Origin of the sequence: Collinsella aerofaciens (genome assembly GCF_039752955.1) — a bacterium.
Taxonomy (GTDB): domain Bacteria; phylum Actinomycetota; class Coriobacteriia; order Coriobacteriales; family Coriobacteriaceae; genus Collinsella; species Collinsella aerofaciens_BI.
The window spans coordinates 1-19,863 of the sequence record NZ_JBDMHB010000001.1; the positions used below are offsets into that span (position 1 = coordinate 1).

General features: G+C 59.8%; 15 protein-coding genes. 2 read left to right on the forward strand and 13 right to left on the reverse strand.

Annotation, left to right across the window (positions count from 1 at the left end; genetic code table 11):
- Positions 1–504 precede the first annotated feature (504 nt).
- The 6 genes from nifJ to ABHR75_RS00030 all read right to left on the reverse strand — a co-directional run bounded on the left by nifJ (position 505) and on the right by ABHR75_RS00030 (position 9,388).
- Positions 505–4,044 (reverse strand): pyruvate:ferredoxin (flavodoxin) oxidoreductase, encoded by a 3,540-nt coding sequence (gene nifJ, locus ABHR75_RS00005; RefSeq protein ID WP_117655974.1) that lies wholly within the window; start codon positions 4,042–4,044, stop codon positions 505–507.
- Positions 4,045–4,523: 479 nt separating this feature from the next.
- Positions 4,524–5,462 carry an FHA domain-containing protein gene (locus tag ABHR75_RS00010; protein ID WP_346963310.1) on the reverse strand — a complete coding sequence of 313 codons (939 nt, stop codon included), beginning with the start codon at positions 5,460–5,462 and terminating at the stop codon, positions 4,524–4,526.
- A gap of 3 nt (positions 5,463–5,465) precedes the next feature.
- Positions 5,466–7,310: a serine/threonine protein kinase gene (locus ABHR75_RS00015; protein WP_346963311.1), complete on the reverse strand. Its 1,845-nt coding sequence runs from the start codon at positions 7,308–7,310 to the stop codon at positions 5,466–5,468.
- Positions 7,307–8,212 (reverse strand): hypothetical protein, encoded by a 906-nt coding sequence (locus ABHR75_RS00020; RefSeq protein WP_316370701.1) that lies wholly within the window; start codon positions 8,210–8,212, stop codon positions 7,307–7,309. The genes ABHR75_RS00015 and ABHR75_RS00020 overlap by 4 nt, the downstream gene beginning before the upstream one ends.
- A gap of 245 nt (positions 8,213–8,457) precedes the next feature.
- The gene (gene recR / locus ABHR75_RS00025; protein ID WP_089573257.1) at positions 8,458–9,054 is read right to left on the reverse strand and encodes a recombination mediator RecR; all 597 of its coding nucleotides are present in this window, start codon (positions 9,052–9,054) and stop codon (positions 8,458–8,460) included.
- Between the two features lie 13 nt (positions 9,055–9,067).
- Entirely contained in the window at positions 9,068–9,388 is a 321-nt protein-coding gene (locus ABHR75_RS00030; protein ID WP_006235174.1) for a YbaB/EbfC family nucleoid-associated protein, read from the reverse strand.
- A gap of 339 nt (positions 9,389–9,727) precedes the next feature.
- On the opposite strand from ABHR75_RS00030, the gene ABHR75_RS00035 reads away from it, so the two are divergent.
- Positions 9,728–10,201 (forward strand): hypothetical protein, encoded by a 474-nt coding sequence (locus ABHR75_RS00035; protein WP_006235175.1) that lies wholly within the window; start codon positions 9,728–9,730, stop codon positions 10,199–10,201.
- A gap of 21 nt (positions 10,202–10,222) precedes the next feature.
- On the opposite strand, the gene dnaX is transcribed toward ABHR75_RS00035, so the two are convergent.
- Positions 10,223–12,703 carry a DNA polymerase III subunit gamma/tau gene (dnaX, locus tag ABHR75_RS00040; protein WP_346963312.1) on the reverse strand — a complete coding sequence of 827 codons (2,481 nt, stop codon included), beginning with the start codon at positions 12,701–12,703 and terminating at the stop codon, positions 10,223–10,225.
- Between the two features lie 116 nt (positions 12,704–12,819).
- On the opposite strand from dnaX, the gene ABHR75_RS00045 reads away from it, so the two are divergent.
- Positions 12,820–13,536: a hypothetical protein gene (locus tag ABHR75_RS00045; RefSeq protein ID WP_346963313.1), complete on the forward strand. Its 717-nt coding sequence runs from the start codon at positions 12,820–12,822 to the stop codon at positions 13,534–13,536.
- A gap of 103 nt (positions 13,537–13,639) precedes the next feature.
- On the opposite strand, the gene ABHR75_RS00050 is transcribed toward ABHR75_RS00045, so the two are convergent.
- The 6 genes from ABHR75_RS00050 to ABHR75_RS00075 all read right to left on the reverse strand — a co-directional run bounded on the left by ABHR75_RS00050 (position 13,640) and on the right by ABHR75_RS00075 (position 19,500).
- On the reverse strand, positions 13,640–14,299 hold the full coding sequence (locus ABHR75_RS00050; RefSeq protein WP_346963314.1) for a DUF5028 domain-containing protein: 660 nt from the start codon (positions 14,297–14,299) through the stop codon (positions 13,640–13,642).
- Between the two features lie 5 nt (positions 14,300–14,304).
- The gene (locus ABHR75_RS00055; RefSeq protein ID WP_346963315.1) at positions 14,305–14,949 is read right to left on the reverse strand and encodes an ATP-binding cassette domain-containing protein; all 645 of its coding nucleotides are present in this window, start codon (positions 14,947–14,949) and stop codon (positions 14,305–14,307) included.
- Entirely contained in the window at positions 14,946–15,743 is a 798-nt protein-coding gene (locus tag ABHR75_RS00060) for a DUF2705 family protein (protein ID WP_346963316.1), read from the reverse strand. The genes ABHR75_RS00055 and ABHR75_RS00060 overlap by 4 nt, the downstream gene beginning before the upstream one ends.
- A gap of 38 nt (positions 15,744–15,781) precedes the next feature.
- Positions 15,782–16,636, reverse strand: coding sequence for a hypothetical protein (locus ABHR75_RS00065; protein ID WP_346963317.1), 855 nt, complete (start codon positions 16,634–16,636; stop codon positions 15,782–15,784).
- A gap of 106 nt (positions 16,637–16,742) precedes the next feature.
- Complete coding sequence (locus ABHR75_RS00070; protein WP_117778762.1) at positions 16,743–17,255, reverse strand: DUF2712 domain-containing protein; 513 nt, start codon at positions 17,253–17,255, stop codon at positions 16,743–16,745.
- A gap of 109 nt (positions 17,256–17,364) precedes the next feature.
- Positions 17,365–19,500 carry a helix-turn-helix transcriptional regulator gene (locus ABHR75_RS00075; RefSeq protein WP_346963318.1) on the reverse strand — a complete coding sequence of 712 codons (2,136 nt, stop codon included), beginning with the start codon at positions 19,498–19,500 and terminating at the stop codon, positions 17,365–17,367.
- Positions 19,501–19,863: the final 363 nt, after the last annotated feature.

Here is a 19,863-nt window from a genome sequence, read left to right on the forward strand (position 1 = left end):
GCGTACAGAACCCCAGTTCAGATATGTTTACGCCATTTACGTGCGACTTTATTTAAATGAAGCGAGGATTATGTCGGATTATGCAAACTACATCTCTGCTAAACACAAAACAGACAGCGCAATATCTTACTCGCACTATACGAGATTCTATGCACATATAAGTCGAGTATGCACCCCTGCAAAAACAAGGGGCTTTTCATCCAGCATAAGGAATAAAGAAGAGCTCCGAAAAGGCGGCAACAGCCAAGTCCCCCATCCATCCCCAAAGTGGCGCGAGGTTTCGCGGCAAAGCCGCGAAACAGCGAAAGGGACGGAATACCCGCCAACTACGTCCTTCATCCGCCCACACAATCCGAGGACGTAGTCGTAGCAGGATCTGAGGGCTGACCTTCGCGGACACTCCGCAGGACGAAAGAACCCCCGCCGCACGTAGTGCGCAGCGGGGGTTCTTTCATGTCCGAGGACGTCCGCGAAGGTCAGCCCTCAGATCCTGCGGTGGGAGACCTAGGCCTCGTTATACACCGTTTTGAGCTTCAGCAGGTGCTGATAGCGGTCCATAGCAGCCTGCTCATTCTCCTTGAAGAGCTCCTCGGCGCGCTCGGGGAAGGAACGCGTCAGCGAAGCGTAACGGGCCTCGTTCATCAGGAACTCCTGATAACCGCCCGCGGGCTCCTTGGAATCGAGCGAGAACTTCTTGCCGGCAGCAGCCTCGGGGTTGAAGCGGAAGAGGTTCCAGTAACCGCACTCGACAGCCTTCTTCATCTCGGCCTGGCAGTTCTGCATGCCGCCCTTCTTGATGGAGTGCATCTCGCAGGGGCTGTAGCCGATGATGAGGGACGGGCCGTCGTAGGCCTCGGCCTCGTGAATGGCCTTGAGGGTCTGAGCCGGGTTGGCGCCCATGGCGACCTGCGCCACGTAGACGTAGCCGTAGCTCATGGCAATCTCGGCCAGAGACTTCTTCTTGGTCACCTTACCGGCAGCGGCGAACTGAGCGACCTGGCCCAGGTTCGAGGCCTTGGAGGCCTGACCGCCGGTGTTGGAGTAGACCTCGGTGTCGAAGACGAAGACGTTGACGTTGTGGCCGGAAGCCAGGACGTGGTCCAGGCCACCGAAGCCGATGTCGTAGGCCCAGCCGTCGCCGCCGAAGATCCAGAAGGACTTCTTGGTGAGGTAAGCCTTGTCGGCGAGGATCGCCTTGGAAGCGTCGCAGCCGCACTTCTCGAGCTCGGCAACGTAGGCAGCGGCAGCGGTCTTGGAGGCCTCGGCGTCGTTGACGGAGTCGATCCAAGCCTGGCCGGCGGCCTTGAGCTCATCGGACGGACCATCGGCAGCGATGATGTCCTGGGTAGCGGCGATCAGCTTGTGCTGAACGGCCTCATAGCCAACGGCCATGCCCAGACCGTGCTCGGCATTGTCCTCGAACAGGGAGTTGTTCCACGCCGGGCCGTGACCGTCCTTGTCCTTGCAGTAAGGAGCGGTGGCAGCGGGGTTGCCCCAAATGGAGGAGCAGCCGGTGGCGTTGGAAATGAACATGCGGTCGCCGGCGACCTGGGTCACCAGACGTGCATAGGCGGTCTCGGCGCAGCCGGCGCAGGAGCCGGAGAACTCCAGGTAGGGCTGCTTAAACTGGCTGCCCTTGACGTTGGCCGCGATGAGCTCCTTCTTCTCGGAGACGTTCTCGACCATGTAGTCCCAAACGGGCTGCTGGTCCATCTCCTGCTCGGTGGGAACCATCTCGAGGGCGCCCTTGGGGCAGACCTTGACGCAGTTGGTGCAGCCCATGCAGTCGAGCGGGGACACAGCCATGGTGAACTTCATGCCCTTGGCCTTGGGGCCCATGGCGTCGAGCGTGCGGGTAGCCTCGGGCGCGGCGGCAGCCTCGTCCTCGGTCATCGCGAACGGACGGATGGTGGCATGCGGGCACACGTAGGCGCACTGGTTGCACTGGATGCACTTGGTCTCGTCCCAGTGGGGAACGACTACGGCGACGCCGCGTTTCTCGTATGCGGAGGCGCCCAGCTCAAACTGGCCGTCGGCGCAATCGACGAAGGCGGAAACAGGCAGGCTGTCGCCGTCCATGCGATCGATGGGCTCGAGCAGGTTCTTGACCTGCTGGGCGATAGCGGACTTGGTCTCCTCGGAGAGCTCGACGGGAGCGGCATCCTCGGCGGTAGCCCAGTCGGCCGGAACCTCGAACTTACGGAAGGCGGTAGCGCCGGCATCGATGGCCTTGTGGTTGGCGTCGACGATAGCCTGGCCCTTCTTCATGTAGGACTTGGTAGCCGCGTCCTTCATGTACTGCAGGGCGTCCTCGGCGGGCAGGACCTTGGCCAGCGCGAAGAAGGCGGACTGGAGCACCGTGTTGGTGCGCTTGCCCATGCCGACCTTAGCGGCCAGGTCGATAGCGTCGATCAGGTAGACGTTGACGTTGTTGTTCGCGATGTAGCGCTTGGCCACGGCGGGCATGTGCTCGGCGAACTCCTCGTCGCTCCACTGGCAGTTGACCAGGAAGGTGCCACCCGGCTTGACGTCGCGGACCATCTTGAAGCCCTTGACGATGTAGCTGGGGTTGTGGCAGGCGACAAAGTCGGCCTTGGTCACGTAGTACGGCGAACGGATCGGGGAATCACCAAAGCGCAGGTGCGAAACGGTGACGCCGCCGGTCTTCTTGGAGTCGTACTGGAAGTAGGCCTGAACGTACTTGTCGGTGTGATCGCCGATGATCTTGATCGAGTTCTTGTTGGCGCCGACGGTACCGTCGCCACCCAGACCCCAGAACTTGCACTCGATGGTGCCGGGGGCTGCGGTGTTGGGCGCATCCTCGGCCTCGGGCAGGCTCAGGTTGGTCACGTCATCGACAATGCCGATGGTGAACTCGCGCTTGGGCTCGTCCTTCTTGAGCTCCTCGAAGACAGCGAACGCGGACGCGGGAGGCGTGTCCTTGCTGCCCAGGCCATAACGGCCGCCGACGACCTTGATGCCCGTCTTGCCGGCCTCGTAGAGAGCGGAGACGACGTCCTGGTAGAGCGGCTCGCCGATGGAACCCGGCTCCTTGGTACGGTCCATGACGGCGATCTTCTGGACGGTCTCGGGGAGAACGTCGACGAAGTGCTTGATGGAGAACGGACGGAACAGACGAACCTTGACCAGGCCGACCTTCTCGCCGTGAGCGTTGAGGTAGTCGATGACTTCCTCGAGCACGTCGCAGAAGGAGCCCATGCACACGACGACGCGATCGGCATCGGGAGCGCCGTAGTAGTTGAACAGGCCGTAATCGGTGCCGAGCTTCTCGTTGATCTTCTTCATGTAGCCCTCGACGACGGCGGGAAGCTCGTCGTAGACCTTGTTGCAGGCCTCACGGTTCTGGAAGAAGATATCGCCGTTCTCGTGGCTACCGCGGGTGTGCGGGTGCTCAGGGTTGAGCGCGTGGTCGCGGAAAGCCTGGACGGCGTCCATGTCGCACATCTCGGCCAGATCCTTGTAGTCCCACATGGCGACCTTCTGGATCTCGTGGCTGGTGCGGAAGCCGTCGAAGAAGTTAAGGAACGGGGTCTTTCCCTCGATGGCGGCGAGGTGAGCCACCGGCGAGAGGTCCATGACCTCCTGGACGTTGCCCTCGGCGAGCATGGCGAAGCCGGTCTGACGACAAGCCATGACGTCGGAGTGATCGCCAAAGATGTTCAGGGCGTGGGAAGCGACGCAACGCGCGGAGACGTGGAAGACGCCCGGGAGCTGCTCGCCCGCGATCTTGTACATGTTCGGAATCATCAGGAGCAGACCCTGAGAAGCCGTGTAGGTGGTGGTCAGAGCACCGGCACCCAGCGAACCGTGAACGGTACCGGCTGCACCTGCCTCGGACTCCATCTCGACGACCTTGACCGGGGTGCCGAAGATGTTCTTGCGACCCTGGGCCGCCCACTGGTCGACATGGTCGGCCATCGGGCTGGACGGCGTAATGGGATAGATTCCCGCTACCTCGGTGTACGCATACGAAACATATGCGGCCGCCTCGTTGCCGTCCATAGACTTAAACTTACGCGCCATATACCCCTCTCCTCTCATATAGGTATACAGGCCCCGGCGATCGCCGGGATGTTGGCGTGATGGGATTTTCGCTGTTGCTTCCAATCATCTGGCAGGCAGGCTCAGCAGCAGGTACATGGCGTGGAGAGAAGGCATGCCAAGGCAAGGGGCGGCTGTACGCGCTCCACAGGCCCAGCTACCCGTCTTGCACATGACCGAGCGCCGCAAAGGCCGCATGCCGGATGCTCCCGGGCACGCCCCGGCGATGGGAAGCGCCCGCAACGGAAATCCGCATGCGGGTTTATTGTACCCCGCCGTCAAGTGTAATTTCGGCAAATATAGGTGGACGGGTGAAGGTTTACCTCGGGTGACTATCGAATGCTCAGCGCCGAGCAAAATGTCCCCCGTGAACCATACGGCAGTTGCGGTGAAATAGGGACTGTTTTTGCTGCTCAGAGCCTTAAACAGTCCGTATTTCATCGCAACTTATTGAGGGTTGGCTAAAGGGCACCGAAGAGGATGGCGTAGGTAGTGGATTCGCCGAGCTTGAGCTCGTCGCCGGGATTGAGTTGGGCGGAACGGCCGGGCTCGACCTGAATGCAGACGCGCGTGGCCCCGTTTACCACCACGGTTCCGTTGGTGGACGACAAGTCCTCGACGTGCCAGATATTTTGAGCATCGCACCAGATATGGGCATGGCGGGCCGAGACATCGTCGCCGACGTCGGTAATATCGCCCTCACCAGTGGCCAGCGCGCCAATCTCAACACCCTGCTCACTCGGCTGAATCCAGCGCGGGGCGCTCACGACAAAACTGTTTTGTACGCGCAGCAAGCCCAAGGGGTGCGCCGGGGCGGGTTCGCGTTCGCCCGCGGTCATCGACATGCCAAGCGAACGCGGCGTGGAGGTGCCTCCGCCACAGGTCGCGTGCGCGTAGTCGATGGCATAGTTCACCGAGGACCGCACATCCGCCGAACAACCGACAGCGACAAACAGCACCAGCACGGCCTCGGCGCGCTCGGCGGGCATGAGTTCCGCCGCCTGGGACAGGCGATCGAGCGCGTTGCGATAGAGATTCGTGTCCTGGTGGCACTCTTCGAGCGCGCGTACCATCGGTTCACCTGCAGGACCGCACACCATATTGATCACAGCCGTGGAGTCCATGGGATTTCGCTGGCGCAGGGCCAGTTGCGACATAATGCGCGCAGCCGAGGTACCGTATTCGGCAAAGTAGCGCTGCTGAAGCGTGCCGACCGGCGCGCGAACGATAAAGCGGGAAACCCAAGAGCGATCGGCGGCTCGGCTCTGCGGGCTGCGGCCGTCGGCGAGCGGACGGGACGAAAGCACCAAGCCGCACAGCTCGAGATGGCTCAGATGCGCCGCGCGCTTAAAGATGTCAAACATGGCCCCGCATGGGGTGAGCTCAACTTGAGATGCCATGACCTAGGCCTCCTTAGTCGTAGAAATAGAATCGGACGATACTTCGACAGGTCCGCCAAAAGTACGGGCAGCTGCGGCTCCGCCGGCAAGCGGAGTCGCCATCTGGGCTTTTGTGCGTCGCGGTGCCGAAACGGGAAGTTCAAAGGCAAAGCCCATCGCAAGCAAAAACCACGTAAGCGTATAGGTTGCAACCAGAGCGGCAACAAGGCCGCCCATCACGGCGCGTTGGGAAAAAACGCTACATGCAGCCACAACCAGCACCGGAACCTCGCAGGCAGAAAGCGCAAGCACACCCTGCAGGAACCCCGAGCGCCGATCACGCGCAAGTGCCCCCGCGGCAACGCCGGCTATGCCGGGCAGCGCCAACGCCAGTGCGGCAATAATACCCGGTAGCGACCCAGACCACACGAGCGATCCCAAAGTCGCCGTCACGCGGGCGCCCGACGCCAGCAGCGCGGCCGAAACCACGACCACAGCCCAAACCACGCCACAGGCGACCGTCGCGCCGACCATCAGCGCGCGACGAACCGCGCGGCCGGACGCATCCATGGGGCACGGCGTGAGCGGCTCGCCGCGGAGCGAACGGCCGACATTTTGCGCATAGTGGTCACAAAACGCTGAGAGCGCCGCCTCGACCGCCGCCGGCTCGGGACGATCTTTTTGATGGCTGGACAGACAGGCCATCACCACGTCGAACAGCTGGGCATCGACAAACGCCAGCGCATCGCGTAGCTCTTCGGAATCCGGCTCAAGCCCTAGCTGCTGGGCCTGCTCGGCCGCGGCGAGCGCCACATCGGGCTCACGACGAAGCAGCTGAGTCAAATCACAACCGGGCGCATGGGCACCAATGGGATAGTCGGGCCGCGTGTCCATCTTGAGACGGTAGGGGCTCGCGATGTCGCGCGTCTTTTTGCGCGAACCCGAGGTGCCCGAAGTGCTCGGCGCGGCTTCGTATGGCGCGACGCCGGCAATGAGCTCGTAAACCGTGCTTGCCGCGGCATAGACGTCGATCGCCGGCGACATACGCAAAGCGCGCAGATCGGGAATATCGTCGGTGAGCATCTCGGGCGGAGCGTAGGCCACCGTCGCGCGACGCAGCGTGGCATAGCGCTCGGTAAAGGATGCCTTGCCGCCGGTACCGGCCACGGCCGACGCAGGCTCGAGCGCCAGCGACGAGCCAAAGTCGATCAGGCACAGGTCAAAGGTGCCCTCGGCAAGCTGCCGGTCAAGCGGTAAACGCGCCGTACGCACCATAATATTAGCGGGCGAGATATCGCGATGGACAAAGCCCTCCCCCACCAGGCTCATGCGGCAGAGCAGGTCGAACAGGTCGCGCCCCAAGCGCGCCGCCACAAGCGGCGATAGGCGTCCGGCATCGTCCACGGCGAGTCGCGAGCGCAAGCGGGCGAGCGTCTCGCCCTCGACCCATTCCATGACAATTGCAGGCACACCGTCAACCTCGCCCCAGCCATAGAGGCGGGGAAAGCCCTTAAGGCCCGAAAGGGCGCGATGACATTCGTATTCCTCGCGAAATGCCGCTTTGAACTTGGCGACCAGCGACTCATGGGCGGCATCGTCGTCAAACTCATCGCGCGTCGGCAAGATGAGCTGTTTGAGTGCTACGGCCTCGCCTTGGGCGTTGACAGCACGCGTCACGCGGCCGATACCGCCACGGCGCATGGTGGCATCGTCGGCAAACAGTATCGTAAAACGACGCAGATAGGCAGGCAGTTCGTCCTGACCGAGCGCAATGGCCGGCTCAAACCCGTCGACACGCGCCAGGCGCAGGCCGACCATGGGATCGCGACCGAGCGATTGTGGTGTGGTGGATGCAAGATCGGTCATCATAGGGCAAGCGCCGCCACGTTATTGTTGAAGTTACCGAGCGCGACGTCATCATCGCCGTAATGGCCGACCCATTGACATAAGTTGGTGTAACAGCCCCACAGATTGGCATACTGCTGATACCACTTTGACCGGGGCGAGAATGTCTGACGACCGAACTCGGCTCGAATGACAAACATCTCCCCGACCAGGCTGTCGCACGGTCTGGGATCTCCCGTAGAGTTATAGGTCGAGACCACGTCATTGGCACGGGAAACATAGCCGTCGAGCATGTTGTACTTGGTCACAAGCCAACTGTGAATGCTCTCTTCTTCAGCAGCGGAAAGGCCACCGGAGTTTGCATCGTTGTCAGTGTTGCCGCCCGTCGAGCCGCCGTTTCCAGACCCTCCGGTAGAGGAACCCGACCCAGAGCCGCCGCCCGAACTCGATGAATCCGAGCCGGAGCCAGAAGTATCCGAGCTACCGGGCTTTCCGGACTGTTGGGCGTCCTGCTCCTTCTGCTGCTCGACCTTATTCACCGTTGCCGCCACGCTATTGTTGGACAACCGATCGATGATCTTGGTGTTGGTGAGCACGATGGTTTTGCCATTGGCAAGCGTGACTTCGTTGTCCGGAGCCTCGGCGCCGTCCGCATCGTCGGTGCCAAACACAATATGCGCGACCACACTTGCCCAAGCATATCCAGTCGTGGTACCCAGATCACTTTTGACCTCATGCCCCACGCGCGGTTCGCGTGCGGTATGCGCCTGCATCATGGACGGCACGGTCATGCCATAGGCAGAAACGCCAGCTATGACCAGCACCAGCGAGCAAGACAGCAGTGCGTACGCCCGCGGCGCCAAGCCCAGTCGGCGCCGCATGCGCACCGCGGCGCCGCGCTTTGTCTGAGTGCCACCGGGCCGCATGCGTTCTCCTCCAACAAAAACACGCCGCTCGGGAGCGGCGCATTCATTCGAATCCATATTTGAGTGTATCAGCGAACCCAAAAGGTTGCGCAACGAATGGGCAAATTAAGGATGCGAGTGGAAGCATCCATGCGATAAGCGGATACAAAGCATCTTTGTTGCACAACAAACTTACAGTCGCACGGGAAAATTATGACTACCCCGTGCGTCGCGAGGAAAACATACGGCAGGGGCAGGCTCGCCACCTAAATCGTGCGACGGGCCTCGATGGCGCGGCCAAGCGTAAGCTCGTCGGCATACTCCAGGTCGCCGCCCACGGGCAGGCCGCTCGCCAGACGCGATACCTCGACGCCCAGCGGCTTGATAGTGCGGGCCAGATAGCTCGCCGTGGTCTCGCCCTCAATATTGGGGTTGGTGGCGATGATGACCTCGTGGATGTCCTCGTGGCCCAAGCGTGCCAGCAGCTCGCGAATGTGCAGCTGCTCGGGGCCAATCTTGTCCATGGGACTGATCACGCCGCCCAATACGTGGTAGAGACCGTGGTAGCTGCCCGTGCGCTCGATCGCCTGAACATCGCGCGGCTCGCCCACCACGCAAATGCGAGTGGTGTCGCGCATCGAATCCTGACAGATGGAGCACTCGTCGGCCGTGGCGTAGTTAAAGCAACGGCTGCAAAAGTGGACCTCCTGCTTGACCTCCAGGATGGCCTCGGCCAGGCGGCGGGCCTCCTCGGCGTCAGCCTCCAACAGGTAATAGGCGATGCGCTGGGCCGACTTGGGACCAATGCCCGGCAGACGGCCCAGCTCATCGAGCAGTTTTTGCAGACTGTGATTCGCACTCATATATATGCGTGTCTTAGAACGGCATGCCCGGGATGTTGAGGCCGCCGGTGATGGCGCCCATCTGCTTGTTGGCGAGCTCGTTGACGCCGCGGACGGCCTCGTTGACGGCAGCCATGATCATGTCCTGCAGCATATCGACGTCCTCGGGATCGAGGGCATCGGGATCGATGGTGAGGTTGACGAGCTCCATCTCGCCGTTAACGGTCACCTTGACCATGCCGCCGCCGGCAGAGGCGTCGACGGTCTGGGACTTGAGGTTCTCCTGCGCGGCGGCAAGCTGCTCCTGCATCTTGCGAGCCTGCTTCATCATCTGCTGCATGTTCATACCGGCCATGATGGCTCCTTTACGTGCGGCCGCACGCCGAGCTGCAAGGGCAGCCGGAGCACGGCGGGACTTTCAAACTCAAAAATCGTACCACGGCGCGCGGCGAGAGAGCGGGGCGGACGTGTTACCTCAGTCGATATACATGTCCTCCAATACAAACCGCACTCAAAGATTATGCAAGGTCGAATTATGCAAGGTTGCATAATATCGCACACTCAATCTAGTAGAGCCGAATCCGGCATTTCATGTGCGCCACTAAATAGCTAAATGCCGAACCGCTGCTCGAGGCGGCGCACATGGCGGCAGGGTATAATTTGATTGCCATAGATAGTAATTTGGAGGTGCCCCATGAATGCCCCCAACGCGCTCCAAAACATCCGCTCAAAACACCCCGTTGCATATGTGGTTCTCTATCTCTTTGTCGGCTGGGCATTGCTGGTTGTCATCACCCATGCCATAGCTTTTGGAGCAGAACTGCTGATAGCCAGCTCGGACCAGCCCGTCGTCAAATGGGAGACGACCGATGAGTGCACCGACGGAACCCGAACCGTCTACTACAACAGCCCGTCCCTCTATCAAGAGTTCAAGGTCAAGATAAAGGACTTCAAGATTGTCGATGCCGAGCTAGGCGTTTATTTGGCAATCGGAGCAACCATTAACGCCGAGCAAGTCGAGTACACGGACAGCCATGCGACGTATCGTATCGACCTCAGCATCCTAGGCCGACCGTCACGCACCTGTCTGCTCAAATGCGACATACGCGGCACCACACTACACATGTCCGAAATACAGATGCGCCCGGACAAGGGGTCCTCTTCTTGAGCAGTATACCCGCCTGCGCAGCTACTCCACCGGTTTGAAGATGGTGGCCTGGCCGAAGACGTTGCGGATGAGGGCTTTGGCCTCGTCCTCGGTCTGCGGGATGCTCGGGGCTGCGCCCTGATGGCCGAAGGGGCTGCCGGCGCCGGGGTTGGACTCCCAAGGGGCAGCGGGGGCGTCCCCCTCTTTGGGGGCAGCTGCAGCGGACTTGGGCGCGGACGCCGCACCCGGCACGTCGAACGGAGGAAGATCGTCCCCGCTCGCATCGCCGGCAAAGCCGCCGACCATGGCGTCGTCGTAGGGCACCTGCTCGGATTCCCACGGCGCGGACTGCGCGACAGACTGAGCCTTGGGGGCAGCCGAGCGCTCGGGCGCACGGGGTGCGGGCTCGGTCGGGAGCTTACCCGTGGCAGGAGCGCCGGCGGGGTTGTCTGAGCGTAGCCAGGGGGCTTTGCCTAGGTCAGACGACTTGGGCGCGGGCGAGGCGGGCTTGGACACGGGTGTCGGAGCAGCCGGTTTGGGCGCCGCGGGCTTAGGCGCCGACGGGGTCGACGCCGCTACCGGTGTCGCTTGCCGCTGCGGCGCGCTGGCGCTCGAGGATGCAGGGGCCGCCGAGGACACGGGTTGCGGGTCCGCAGATGCCGCAGCCCGTGCAGATGGAGAATGCTCCTCATGTTGAGGAGCCGGCGTGCCACCCCCATCCAAGACATAGTCGACGGTACGACGACCGAAGACTGCGCAGACCGTCGGCAGGACCACCGATTGCGTATCGGCGCGACCGAGCATCTTGATGGCAAAGGTCGAGCCCGCGGGGAACGAGACGGTGAGCTTGGAGCCGTCGTCGGCCGTGGCGCGGGCGTTGAGCAAAAGCCCTGCGTAGGAAGCCTGACGCGCCTTGACACGCTCGACGACCTCGGCCCATTTGCGCTGCAGCTCTCCGGCATCCTCGACCGCGGGCGTCTCGGCAGCACCGGCGGCGGCAACCTGGGCGGCATTGTTGGACTGGGGCTTAGGTGCCGGAGCGGTGGCAGGCGCGGGGGCAGCAACGGGCTGAGGCGTCGACGTCGGCGCAGGCTGAGGTGCAGGCGCTGCAGACTTGGAAGCTGACACGGACGCAGAACGGGGAGCAGGCTGGGCAGCCGGAACAGCAGCGCCGCGGTCCCAAGGCATGCCACCCTGATGCGCGGACGTAGCAGCGGGGGCAGCGGATGCCGCCGGAGCGGCAGCACGGGCGCCCGAAATGAGCGTCGGCTGTTGGGCAGCAGCGGGTACGGATGCTGCAGGCGCGGCGGCCTGAGCAGCGGCCACGCTCGCCGGCACGGCGCCGTTGGCAACCATGGCCTCCAGACGTGCCACGCGCTCGGCCAATGCCTCAATCGTTAAATCGGCCTCGGGACGCGCCAGGCGGGTACAGGCGATCTCGAGCACCAGGCGCACGTCGCTCGCACCCCTCATCTCCAGCGCGGCATCGTCGAGCACCGTCAGCACGCGAGCCAAACGGTCGGCAGAATGCTCGCCAAAGGCAGCGGCCTCGGCTGCAAGCGCCTCGGCCTGCTCGGCGCCTCCCTCAAACAACTCGGCACGGGCACCGGCAACGCAGGCAACATACACGTCGCGCACGTGCGCCACCAGGTCGCGCGTCAGTTCCAGCAGGTCGTTACCTTCCTCGACCTGCGTGCGAATCAGCCCATAGAGCTCGGCGACATCACGATCGGCAATGGCGCGCGCAAACTCGCCCAGAATCTGGTCCGAAACTTCGCCCAAAAGCGAGCGGGCATCGTCCGCATGCACGGTGCCGTTGCCGAAGACGCTCAGCTGCTCCAGCGTGGAAAGCGCGTCGCGCATGCCGCCCTTGGCATGGCGCGCCACGATGGCAAGCGCCTCATCGTCGTAGTCGAAGCCCTCCTGCTCGCACACGTATGCCAGGCGGCGCTCGATATCCTCGTTACCAATGCGGTGGAAATCGAAGCGCTGGCAGCGCGAAAGGATTGTCTCCAGAATCTTTTGCGGGTCGGTGGTGCACAGCACAAAGATCACGTGCGCCGGCGGCTCCTCGAGCGTCTTGAGCAGCGCGTTGAACGCCGCCGTCGTGAGCATGTGGACCTCGTCGATGATATAGATCTTGTACTTGCCACGCACCGGGGCAAAGTTAACGGAGTTGATGATCTCCTCGCGCACGTTGTCCACGCCGGTACGGCTTGCGGCATCGAGCTCGTAGACATCCGGGTGGTTGCCCTCGGCGATGAGCTCGCACTCCTCGCAAGTACCGTCGGGCATGCAGCCGCTTGCACCCTCGGCGCGCGCCGCCTCGGCATTGCGGCACAGCAGCGCCTTGGCCAGAATGCGCGCCATGGTGGTCTTGCCCGTGCCGCGCGGTCCGCAGAACAGGTAGGCGTGGGACAGGCGCCCCTCGGTGATGGCGTGCTCGAGCGTCGAGACGATATGCTGCTGGCCCACCACGGAGTCGAAGGTGAGCGGGCGATACTTTCGGTACAACGATTCCATGGGTGCTCCCCCGGGTATACTGAGTCTTGTTGCCGCGGCGGCCATGCGGTCGCACGGCATACTGCATTCCATAATAACCCGTACGGCGAGCCCGCCGCGATAGGAGTCCAAAGAGCATGGCAGACGCAGAGAGCAACCTCGTTCCCTCCGAAGCAGCCGACCAGGTCGAGGTCGCGCTCGAGGAGCAGGCCGCAGCCGACGACGGCATTCTGTACCTCAACGAGTATCAGTACGAAAACGACCTCGTCACCGACTTTGCGCGCCTGGTCGCCTCGCCCAGGCGTCGCGGCTCGCTGTATGTCGCCGCGGCAATTGCCGCGCTCATCGGCATCGGCATGCTGGTGGCCGGCGGCAGCTGGATCAAGTTCGGCGTCGTGCTAATCGTGTTCGGCGCCTTTTTGGCCTGGTGGAGCAAAAATCTGCACCATACGCTCGCGCGCGACTTTATCGAAGCCGTCGAGGCAGACGAGTCCATGGGCGGCCGCTACCGCCGCGTCGCCGCCAACGAGGACGGCCTGATGGTCTGGGGCAAGAGCGGCAAGTCGCAGTTCTTCCCGTTTGAAAAGCTCGACCACGTACTCGACGGCGAGCGCATCTTTGTAGCCATGTTCGCCGACCAGGGTGTGACTATCCCTAAGGACACCTTTGTCCGCGGCGATGCCGAGCAGTTTGGCACCTTCCTCAAGGCGCGCATCAACAAAAAACTCCGCATCGAGACCAAACGCAAGAAGATGAAGGCAGAAAAGGCCGCTGCCGAAGCCAAGCAGGGCGACAAGCCCCAGGAGACCAAGGGCAAGCAGCGCAAGCAGAAGAAGAACAAGAAGAAGCGGTAGGCCAGCCGACACCGAAGACGCCTCGCCCCGCGTCATTCCGGGCCAGGGCGCCTGGGATCGAGCGCGAGTGCCACCGATGGACCCATTTTGCCTAGCTCTCGAGTTACTTCACTTCAAACCTTAAGAGCCTTCTCTCTGGCAGATCGGTCATCTTCATCGTATAAGTCCCAGGAAAAGCCTTCTCAAAACGGACGGTCTCGTAACCTTCGAAATAGTCGTTGGTGTTTCGCATCATGAATGGGACGAGCAACTCGTTCTCCGCCCCAACCTGTACAGCAAACGCAGCAGAACCGCCCAGAGCCGGCATTGCCTGCGTTATCAGATCGGTATTGACCACAAAGTCATAGTTTGGCGCAGACTCCGGCACCAAATGCCAAACATACGTTTTGATTCCGCCTTCGACATTGTCCTTATTCCTGACACGCATCTTTACGGCGATAACACACGTGATGTCGGCGTCCTTCAATTTCGTTTTCGTATCCACGATGCCATATTTTGAATAATCATCATGCGCACGCTTGAGATACTCGCGCGGCGTGAGCAGCTCTGCCCCGTCTATGCAAAACGAATACCCGTCAGTCGCCACATCCTTCGAACCCAGAAACGCCCCATCCATCGAGAGCCATTCGCCCTCCGCATAATATTTCTCAGGAATGACCGTCCGGTTCCCGTTAACGACGCTCACCCTCATGCCCGCAAGGCCGGTAGCAGCACAGCCGAAAAGAGCAAGCACCGCCCTTCTTGTCCACAGGGTCTTCTTCATCGCGCTCACGACCTTTCCCGAACGTTCACAACGGCACCGTCGCGCATGCAGTAAACCCGATCGGCCAGCTCCTCGAGCACCTCTCCGTCATGGCTGGACAGAATAACCTCGCGACCCGTTGAGGCCGCCATCGCCACAACGCGCTTGAGCATTTCCACGCCCGCTTCGTCGAGGGCATTTGTTGGCTCATCGAGAACAAGCAGCTTCGGCTTCTCCATAATTGCCGCAGCTATCCCCAGACGTTGCTTCATCCCAAGCGAGTATGCTCGGAACTTCTTTTTTTCGTCTGCATCGAGCCCCACGAGCCGCAGGGCAGAGCGAATGTCCTCGGGGGTGGCAACGCCCTTGATCTGAGCGATGAGCTCCAGATTGTCGTAGCCAGACAGATATCCCAAAAAGGAAGGCGCCTCGATCAACATCCCCAGACTCGGCGGGAACGAGATATCAACTCCGAGCCTTTGACCATCGATTGAGATCTCGCCTTCGGTGGGTTTAATCAATCCGCAGACCGCTCGCATGAGCATGGTCTTGCCCGAACCGTTTATCCCCTGAAGCCCGACCACGGTCCCAGGGGCAACCTCGATGGACACGTTGCGCAGAACATCGTTTTTGCCCATGCGCTTCGATACGTCCCTAACGATCACGCTCATATCTTGTCCCCCTTTTCTATAAGGTCTGCCCTTCGAAACCACAGTCCGCCCAGCGATAGGCATAACGACATAATCGCAATTGATGACAAGACGCTCGAGCCCGCCGCGATTCCCTCTTTGACAATTCCGCCCCAGCGCAACAGCATCAAGGCGTTACCCAGTAGCGCCCAATGTCGTGCATATGCCGAGCAGATCAGGTAGCTCATTAAAACCACAAACGAGACCGACGGCCCAAGTACAAAGCCAATCACTGCCTGCGCAAACGCAAGCGCCTCGAAAGCAAATAAGAGACCTATGAAAAACGGCAGCGCATCCGCCTCGGCAGCTTTGAGAAACCACGGCGCCAAATTAGCCAGCTGAAGCGACTCGCCATGAATGACCTCGCTGAACGAGGAGCTCACCACCAAGCTCCAAATCACAACAGAGCAAACCACCACGAGCAGTGAAAATGCCGTTACCGCCGCCACTGAGATAAAACGCGAGGCCCACCAAAGGGTTCTTGCCCGGCATCGAACAAGCGCTTGCAAACCAAGCCCGTGCAACGATTCGGTCGGATAATCGAGTGTTGTATAGAGAATAAGCAGAATGACAAATAGCCACCCTAACGGAGGCACAAACATGACCCCGGGCCTAGGCTCAAACGGAGCAGATCCGGCAAACACGAGCGCAAGATTATCCGCAAACCCCAAGGCATTCGTCCGAACCCCATACACAGAAGACAATCCGTAGGCGTACACCAAGTTCGCAACGGTCACTGCCGCAACCGCAATAAAAGCAATGATGTTCTTCTTCAAAACGGTCCTCAGGTCCGCGGCGACCAGCCTAAACAGCATCAGACCACCTCGCGCCTTTTTAAGAATCTCGCGGAAATCAAAGAAAAGACGAACAGCAAAATGATTTCCGCAAACCCTGCTCGAATGTCGGGCCAGTTATTTAGTGATTCCGACCTGATGCTGTTAAGAATGTTGCAGTTAAAGCCGACGCATGAAAGGACGCTAAAAATCCAATCGTTAACAAAGTGCCATGCAACCATAATCAGATATGGAACGACCATCGACTTGATTCTGCTGCGGAACACAACCGACAGACCGGTCACGGCCATGGATAGAGCCCCCAGCGTCACCGCATCGAACAGTGTATAAACCAGCACGTATAACAGAGGCCGGGAATAAAACAGGCCAGAAAAATAGCTATGCAGATAGAGCCCGACGTAAGTCGATTCATCGACCCGGGGGAGATACGTGGGAAACAGCATTGAGACAATCAGGAAGTTCACGAGTAGCGGAATAGCCGTGACCGCAAACGCAGAGAGAAAAGCAGACAGCATCTTCACGTTCACGTATGCATTTCTAGAAACACGTGTGCAGATCTGCGCCTCGTAACCGCTCAAACGCTCGGACAGGCATGACCACGACCCGGCCAGCATGGCAAGCAACGGCAGCGCATAGAAAAACACTGATGCCGATAGCGGTGCATTTGCACTCACAACGATCCAGTTACCAAAGCTACTTTCACGCGTTTGGCCGAGGTATGCCTGGGCTTGCAAACCAACGCCATAGCCAAGCGATAACAGCTGCTTGCGCTCAGTCTCGAGCGTCCACCATGCCTCAATGGCAGCCGCCATCGAAATTGCAGTTGCAACCATAAGGGTCAACGCAAATATAGGATTGCCAAATATCTTGGACAACTCGTGCCGCATTAGATTTCTATTCAAGCGACATCACCCTCCCTTCGGCCGGGCCGAGCAGCAACACTCGGCCCGGCCCTAATCACAACAAGAAGCTGCGGATTGGCTAGGAGGGAAGTTTGTTAAAATGGCCGAAGCAATCGGGGCTCCACTTTCCATAGACCGTGCCGTATCCGGACTCGGCCCATGCAGTCAGACGAGCATAGCTGCGTTTATTCTCACGGACGAGATTGTATATCTCCCATTCACGCTCATGGTTGGAGCGATACACGCCCTGCGTGCAATTCAAATTGCCCGTTCCTCTATTGTCATAGGCACCGTCCACGTACAAACGTAACGGCTTTCCTGAATAGCCTTTGATCCAAATGTAGACTGAAGATGAATCTTCTTTCTGGCGATAGCCGGTTGCGCTCGTGCCAGAACATTGAAAAGCGAAATCTCTATCTTCGTTGTTCTTGCATGTGGCAATTCCGGCATCCGCGCTCTGTGAAATGCTAGAAACCTGGGAAGTGTCAAACTCCTCTTGAGCAAATGATGCAGCAGGTGCACCCATCGACAAGCCCGCAACAATCGCCAAGCCGACTCCGATTCGAGCAATAGCGCTCCTTGGCTTAATCATGGCCTTCTCCAATCAAAAGCGGTTAACAATGCGTCGACGCACGGCAACCTTTGCATGAATAGAGAAAGATGTCTGTAAACACCCGCTATTGAGTTGATCGCTCAGGCGTTTACACGTTATCTACCTGCGATAACAATGAAACAAGTTCCGCTTTATTCTTGATCTTCAACTGGCGGTAAGATGCAGACCGCAGTGCTTGCACCGTAGATGCAGCGTAACCGACATCCTCCGCAATGGTCTTTGTCGTTGCGCCTTCTGCCGTCATCAGCAAGATTTGCGACTGAACATCGGAAAGGGAGCGCGACGCAAGCAGGGCAAGCTGGCGCACGCGAGCTGCTTCGGTAAGCCCGTTCGCGCGGTACTCCAAGACGGCCTTCTCGTTCTCAACCGAGCGGGTGAGCGCGATGTGCGTGACGAACATGGGCGCAGACCAGCAGACGATCACCGTTGCCACGACGACATTGACAGCCGAACTTTGCCCCAGCAACGAAGTAAGGAACAACGGCTCGAAAACCATCAGATCCTGCGCCATGTTGAGCAAGACAACCCAAACAGGAGCCGTCGCCCCAAAGCAAAGCATCCATACCCCGAGCATTTTGCGCTGCGGACAGCTACGCAGCACTATATATGTGAACAGTATCCCCGTCAGCACCGCAAGTCCATGGATTCGCCCCCTAGTGGCTGCATAGATTAAAGCGGATACACCTATTAACGCCAACGGCACGATAGCCCGAGTACGGCCACGCGCCTTAAATGAACACAGCCCAACAGCGAGCGAAGCCATAGACGTCATGCCGCAAAACAGGACCGGCACAGCCATCAACGGATCGCGTACGCACCTCCATGCCGCGATATAGACAAAAGACCATTCCACGGCAGACAGTATCGCCCACACGCACGGGCTTCCGAGCCCAATCGCCCCATCCGTTCTAGTCAGTGCAGCTTCACGATTCAGTTTTTCACCCGCGTAGTGCAGCGACAGAAGCAGTCCGAGGCCCAATGCATAGCTTGAGAGAGAAAAGATAACAGCCCATGAAACACCGGATCCCCAATAACTATCCGCCATTACCAAGGGGCCCGCTGCAAGGAGGATAAAAAATAATGTGAGCAGGTATCGAAACAGCCGGCGCGTCCGAGCTGATGCCAACATATCGTCAACATGCCGCCGCGCCGGCTCGGGCCCTACAGCATCACCCTCGTCCACAAACAACGCCACGAGCTCGCGTGAGCCCGCAACCGACGCCTTCCCGTATGCTCGGTGAAGCGTTGTTCGCACCGTCGATGGCTTCGTATCCGTCTCCTTGGCAATTTCCGCCGGCGTTTTTCCTTTGAGCAGCAGTCGGACAAACTGTTCTTCTCGAGGCGACAGGGCGGGGGAAAACGCCCCCGCATCGAATGGGTCGGACGTGCGGGGGATATCCGAATCGTTGTTCCGCTTCTTCCTGAGCAACGTGCATACGAAGGCGGCGATGACGGACCCCATCGTCAGCGACACAATGATCGCGGCATCGTTTGCGAAGTATGCCACCTCAACAGCCGGAACAAGGCCAATAGGAACTGCCACGAGCACAGAACGGGCAGACACGTCGCTCTGTCCCCGACCAAAGGCGCGGAGACAGCAAAGCGGCGGGGCCACAGCCAACACGAGATAGACCAGAGGAATTAAAAGCACTAAGCCAATTGATACGGCCGTTACAGGGGACATCCCCCATGGCTCGGGAACGACTCTCCATGAAACTCGACAGCAAAACAGCAGGCAAGACAGGATGGCTATTGTTTCTGTAAAAATCGCGTCCTGCGGGTGACGAGTTTCTCTTTCGTCAGCCCACGTCGCCCCCTGCGTCAAAGGAGAGCCCACCGTGCCCCAAATAACATATGAGAGGAGCAGCGATCCAACAAAGCACGAGGCGCACGAAACGCCATGCAGCAGCCAGATCGGTGCAAACACGAATGGAATAGAATCTCCGCGAGCATAGAAGGCCAAGTCGGCCCATTCGGGAACCGTTGCAATAACACCAAGGAAAACACCAATGGCGCCAAGGCGACCCGGCCGTCTTATTTCTCTCCCCTTGCGAAGCGCAACACCATGAACAAACGCCGCAAGGCATGCGCCAAGGATAACGAGCCAGGTCATTGCACCTGATGCCAAACCGATTGAAGATGAAAACCGGTGATAAGGGGTGACCGCCATTACGACGAGCACAATGGAGAAAGCAGATGTGGCAGAACAGCAGGAAAAGAGCATATGACCTCCATAGCGCGTCATTATATCGCTCGGGCTGCTCGTTTATCTCCGCGCCCACACCAGCCAGCATCAACGATTCACGTTAACTCCAATCCGAGCCAGGTCACGGTCCATTTTTCCCGCAGTCCCACATCAAAGTGGGATGCGGTTTCCTTTTGAGCGCCGGTTCGGAAAATGCATCCCGTTCTGAGTCAGTATTCTGGGACGCAGTTTCCGCAGCGCACCCCATTCGGAAAGCGCATCCCACAATTTGGCTGAAAACTGGGGCACGCTTTCCGGACGGATCGAAACGAGGCCAAGAAGGATAAGTTGTCCCCGCCGCCCGTTATCCTCGCCATCCATCCGAGCGTGCTACACTAGCAG

Bases quoted from the DNA above. Each gene is read 5' to 3' on its own strand.
- nifJ (WP_117655974.1), bottom strand. From the start codon at position 4,044: ATGGCGCGTAAGTTTAAGTCTATGGACGGCAACGAGGCGGCCGCATAT.
- ABHR75_RS00010 (WP_346963310.1), bottom strand. From the start codon at position 5,462: ATGGCATCTCAAGTTGAGCTCACCCCATGCGGGGCCATGTTTGACATC.
- ABHR75_RS00015 (WP_346963311.1), bottom strand. From the start codon at position 7,310: ATGATGACCGATCTTGCATCCACCACACCACAATCGCTCGGTCGCGAT.
- ABHR75_RS00020 (WP_316370701.1), bottom strand. From the start codon at position 8,212: ATGCGGCCCGGTGGCACTCAGACAAAGCGCGGCGCCGCGGTGCGCATG.
- recR (WP_089573257.1), bottom strand. From the start codon at position 9,054: ATGAGTGCGAATCACAGTCTGCAAAAACTGCTCGATGAGCTGGGCCGT.
- ABHR75_RS00030 (WP_006235174.1), bottom strand. From the start codon at position 9,388: ATGGCCGGTATGAACATGCAGCAGATGATGAAGCAGGCTCGCAAGATG.
- ABHR75_RS00035 (WP_006235175.1), top strand. From the start codon at position 9,728: ATGAATGCCCCCAACGCGCTCCAAAACATCCGCTCAAAACACCCCGTT.
- dnaX (WP_346963312.1), bottom strand. From the start codon at position 12,703: ATGGAATCGTTGTACCGAAAGTATCGCCCGCTCACCTTCGACTCCGTG.
- ABHR75_RS00045 (WP_346963313.1), top strand. From the start codon at position 12,820: ATGGCAGACGCAGAGAGCAACCTCGTTCCCTCCGAAGCAGCCGACCAG.
- ABHR75_RS00050 (WP_346963314.1), bottom strand. From the start codon at position 14,299: ATGAAGAAGACCCTGTGGACAAGAAGGGCGGTGCTTGCTCTTTTCGGC.
- ABHR75_RS00055 (WP_346963315.1), bottom strand. From the start codon at position 14,949: ATGAGCGTGATCGTTAGGGACGTATCGAAGCGCATGGGCAAAAACGAT.
- ABHR75_RS00070 (WP_117778762.1), bottom strand. From the start codon at position 17,255: ATGATTAAGCCAAGGAGCGCTATTGCTCGAATCGGAGTCGGCTTGGCG.
- ABHR75_RS00075 (WP_346963318.1), bottom strand. From the start codon at position 19,500: ATGCTCTTTTCCTGCTGTTCTGCCACATCTGCTTTCTCCATTGTGCTC.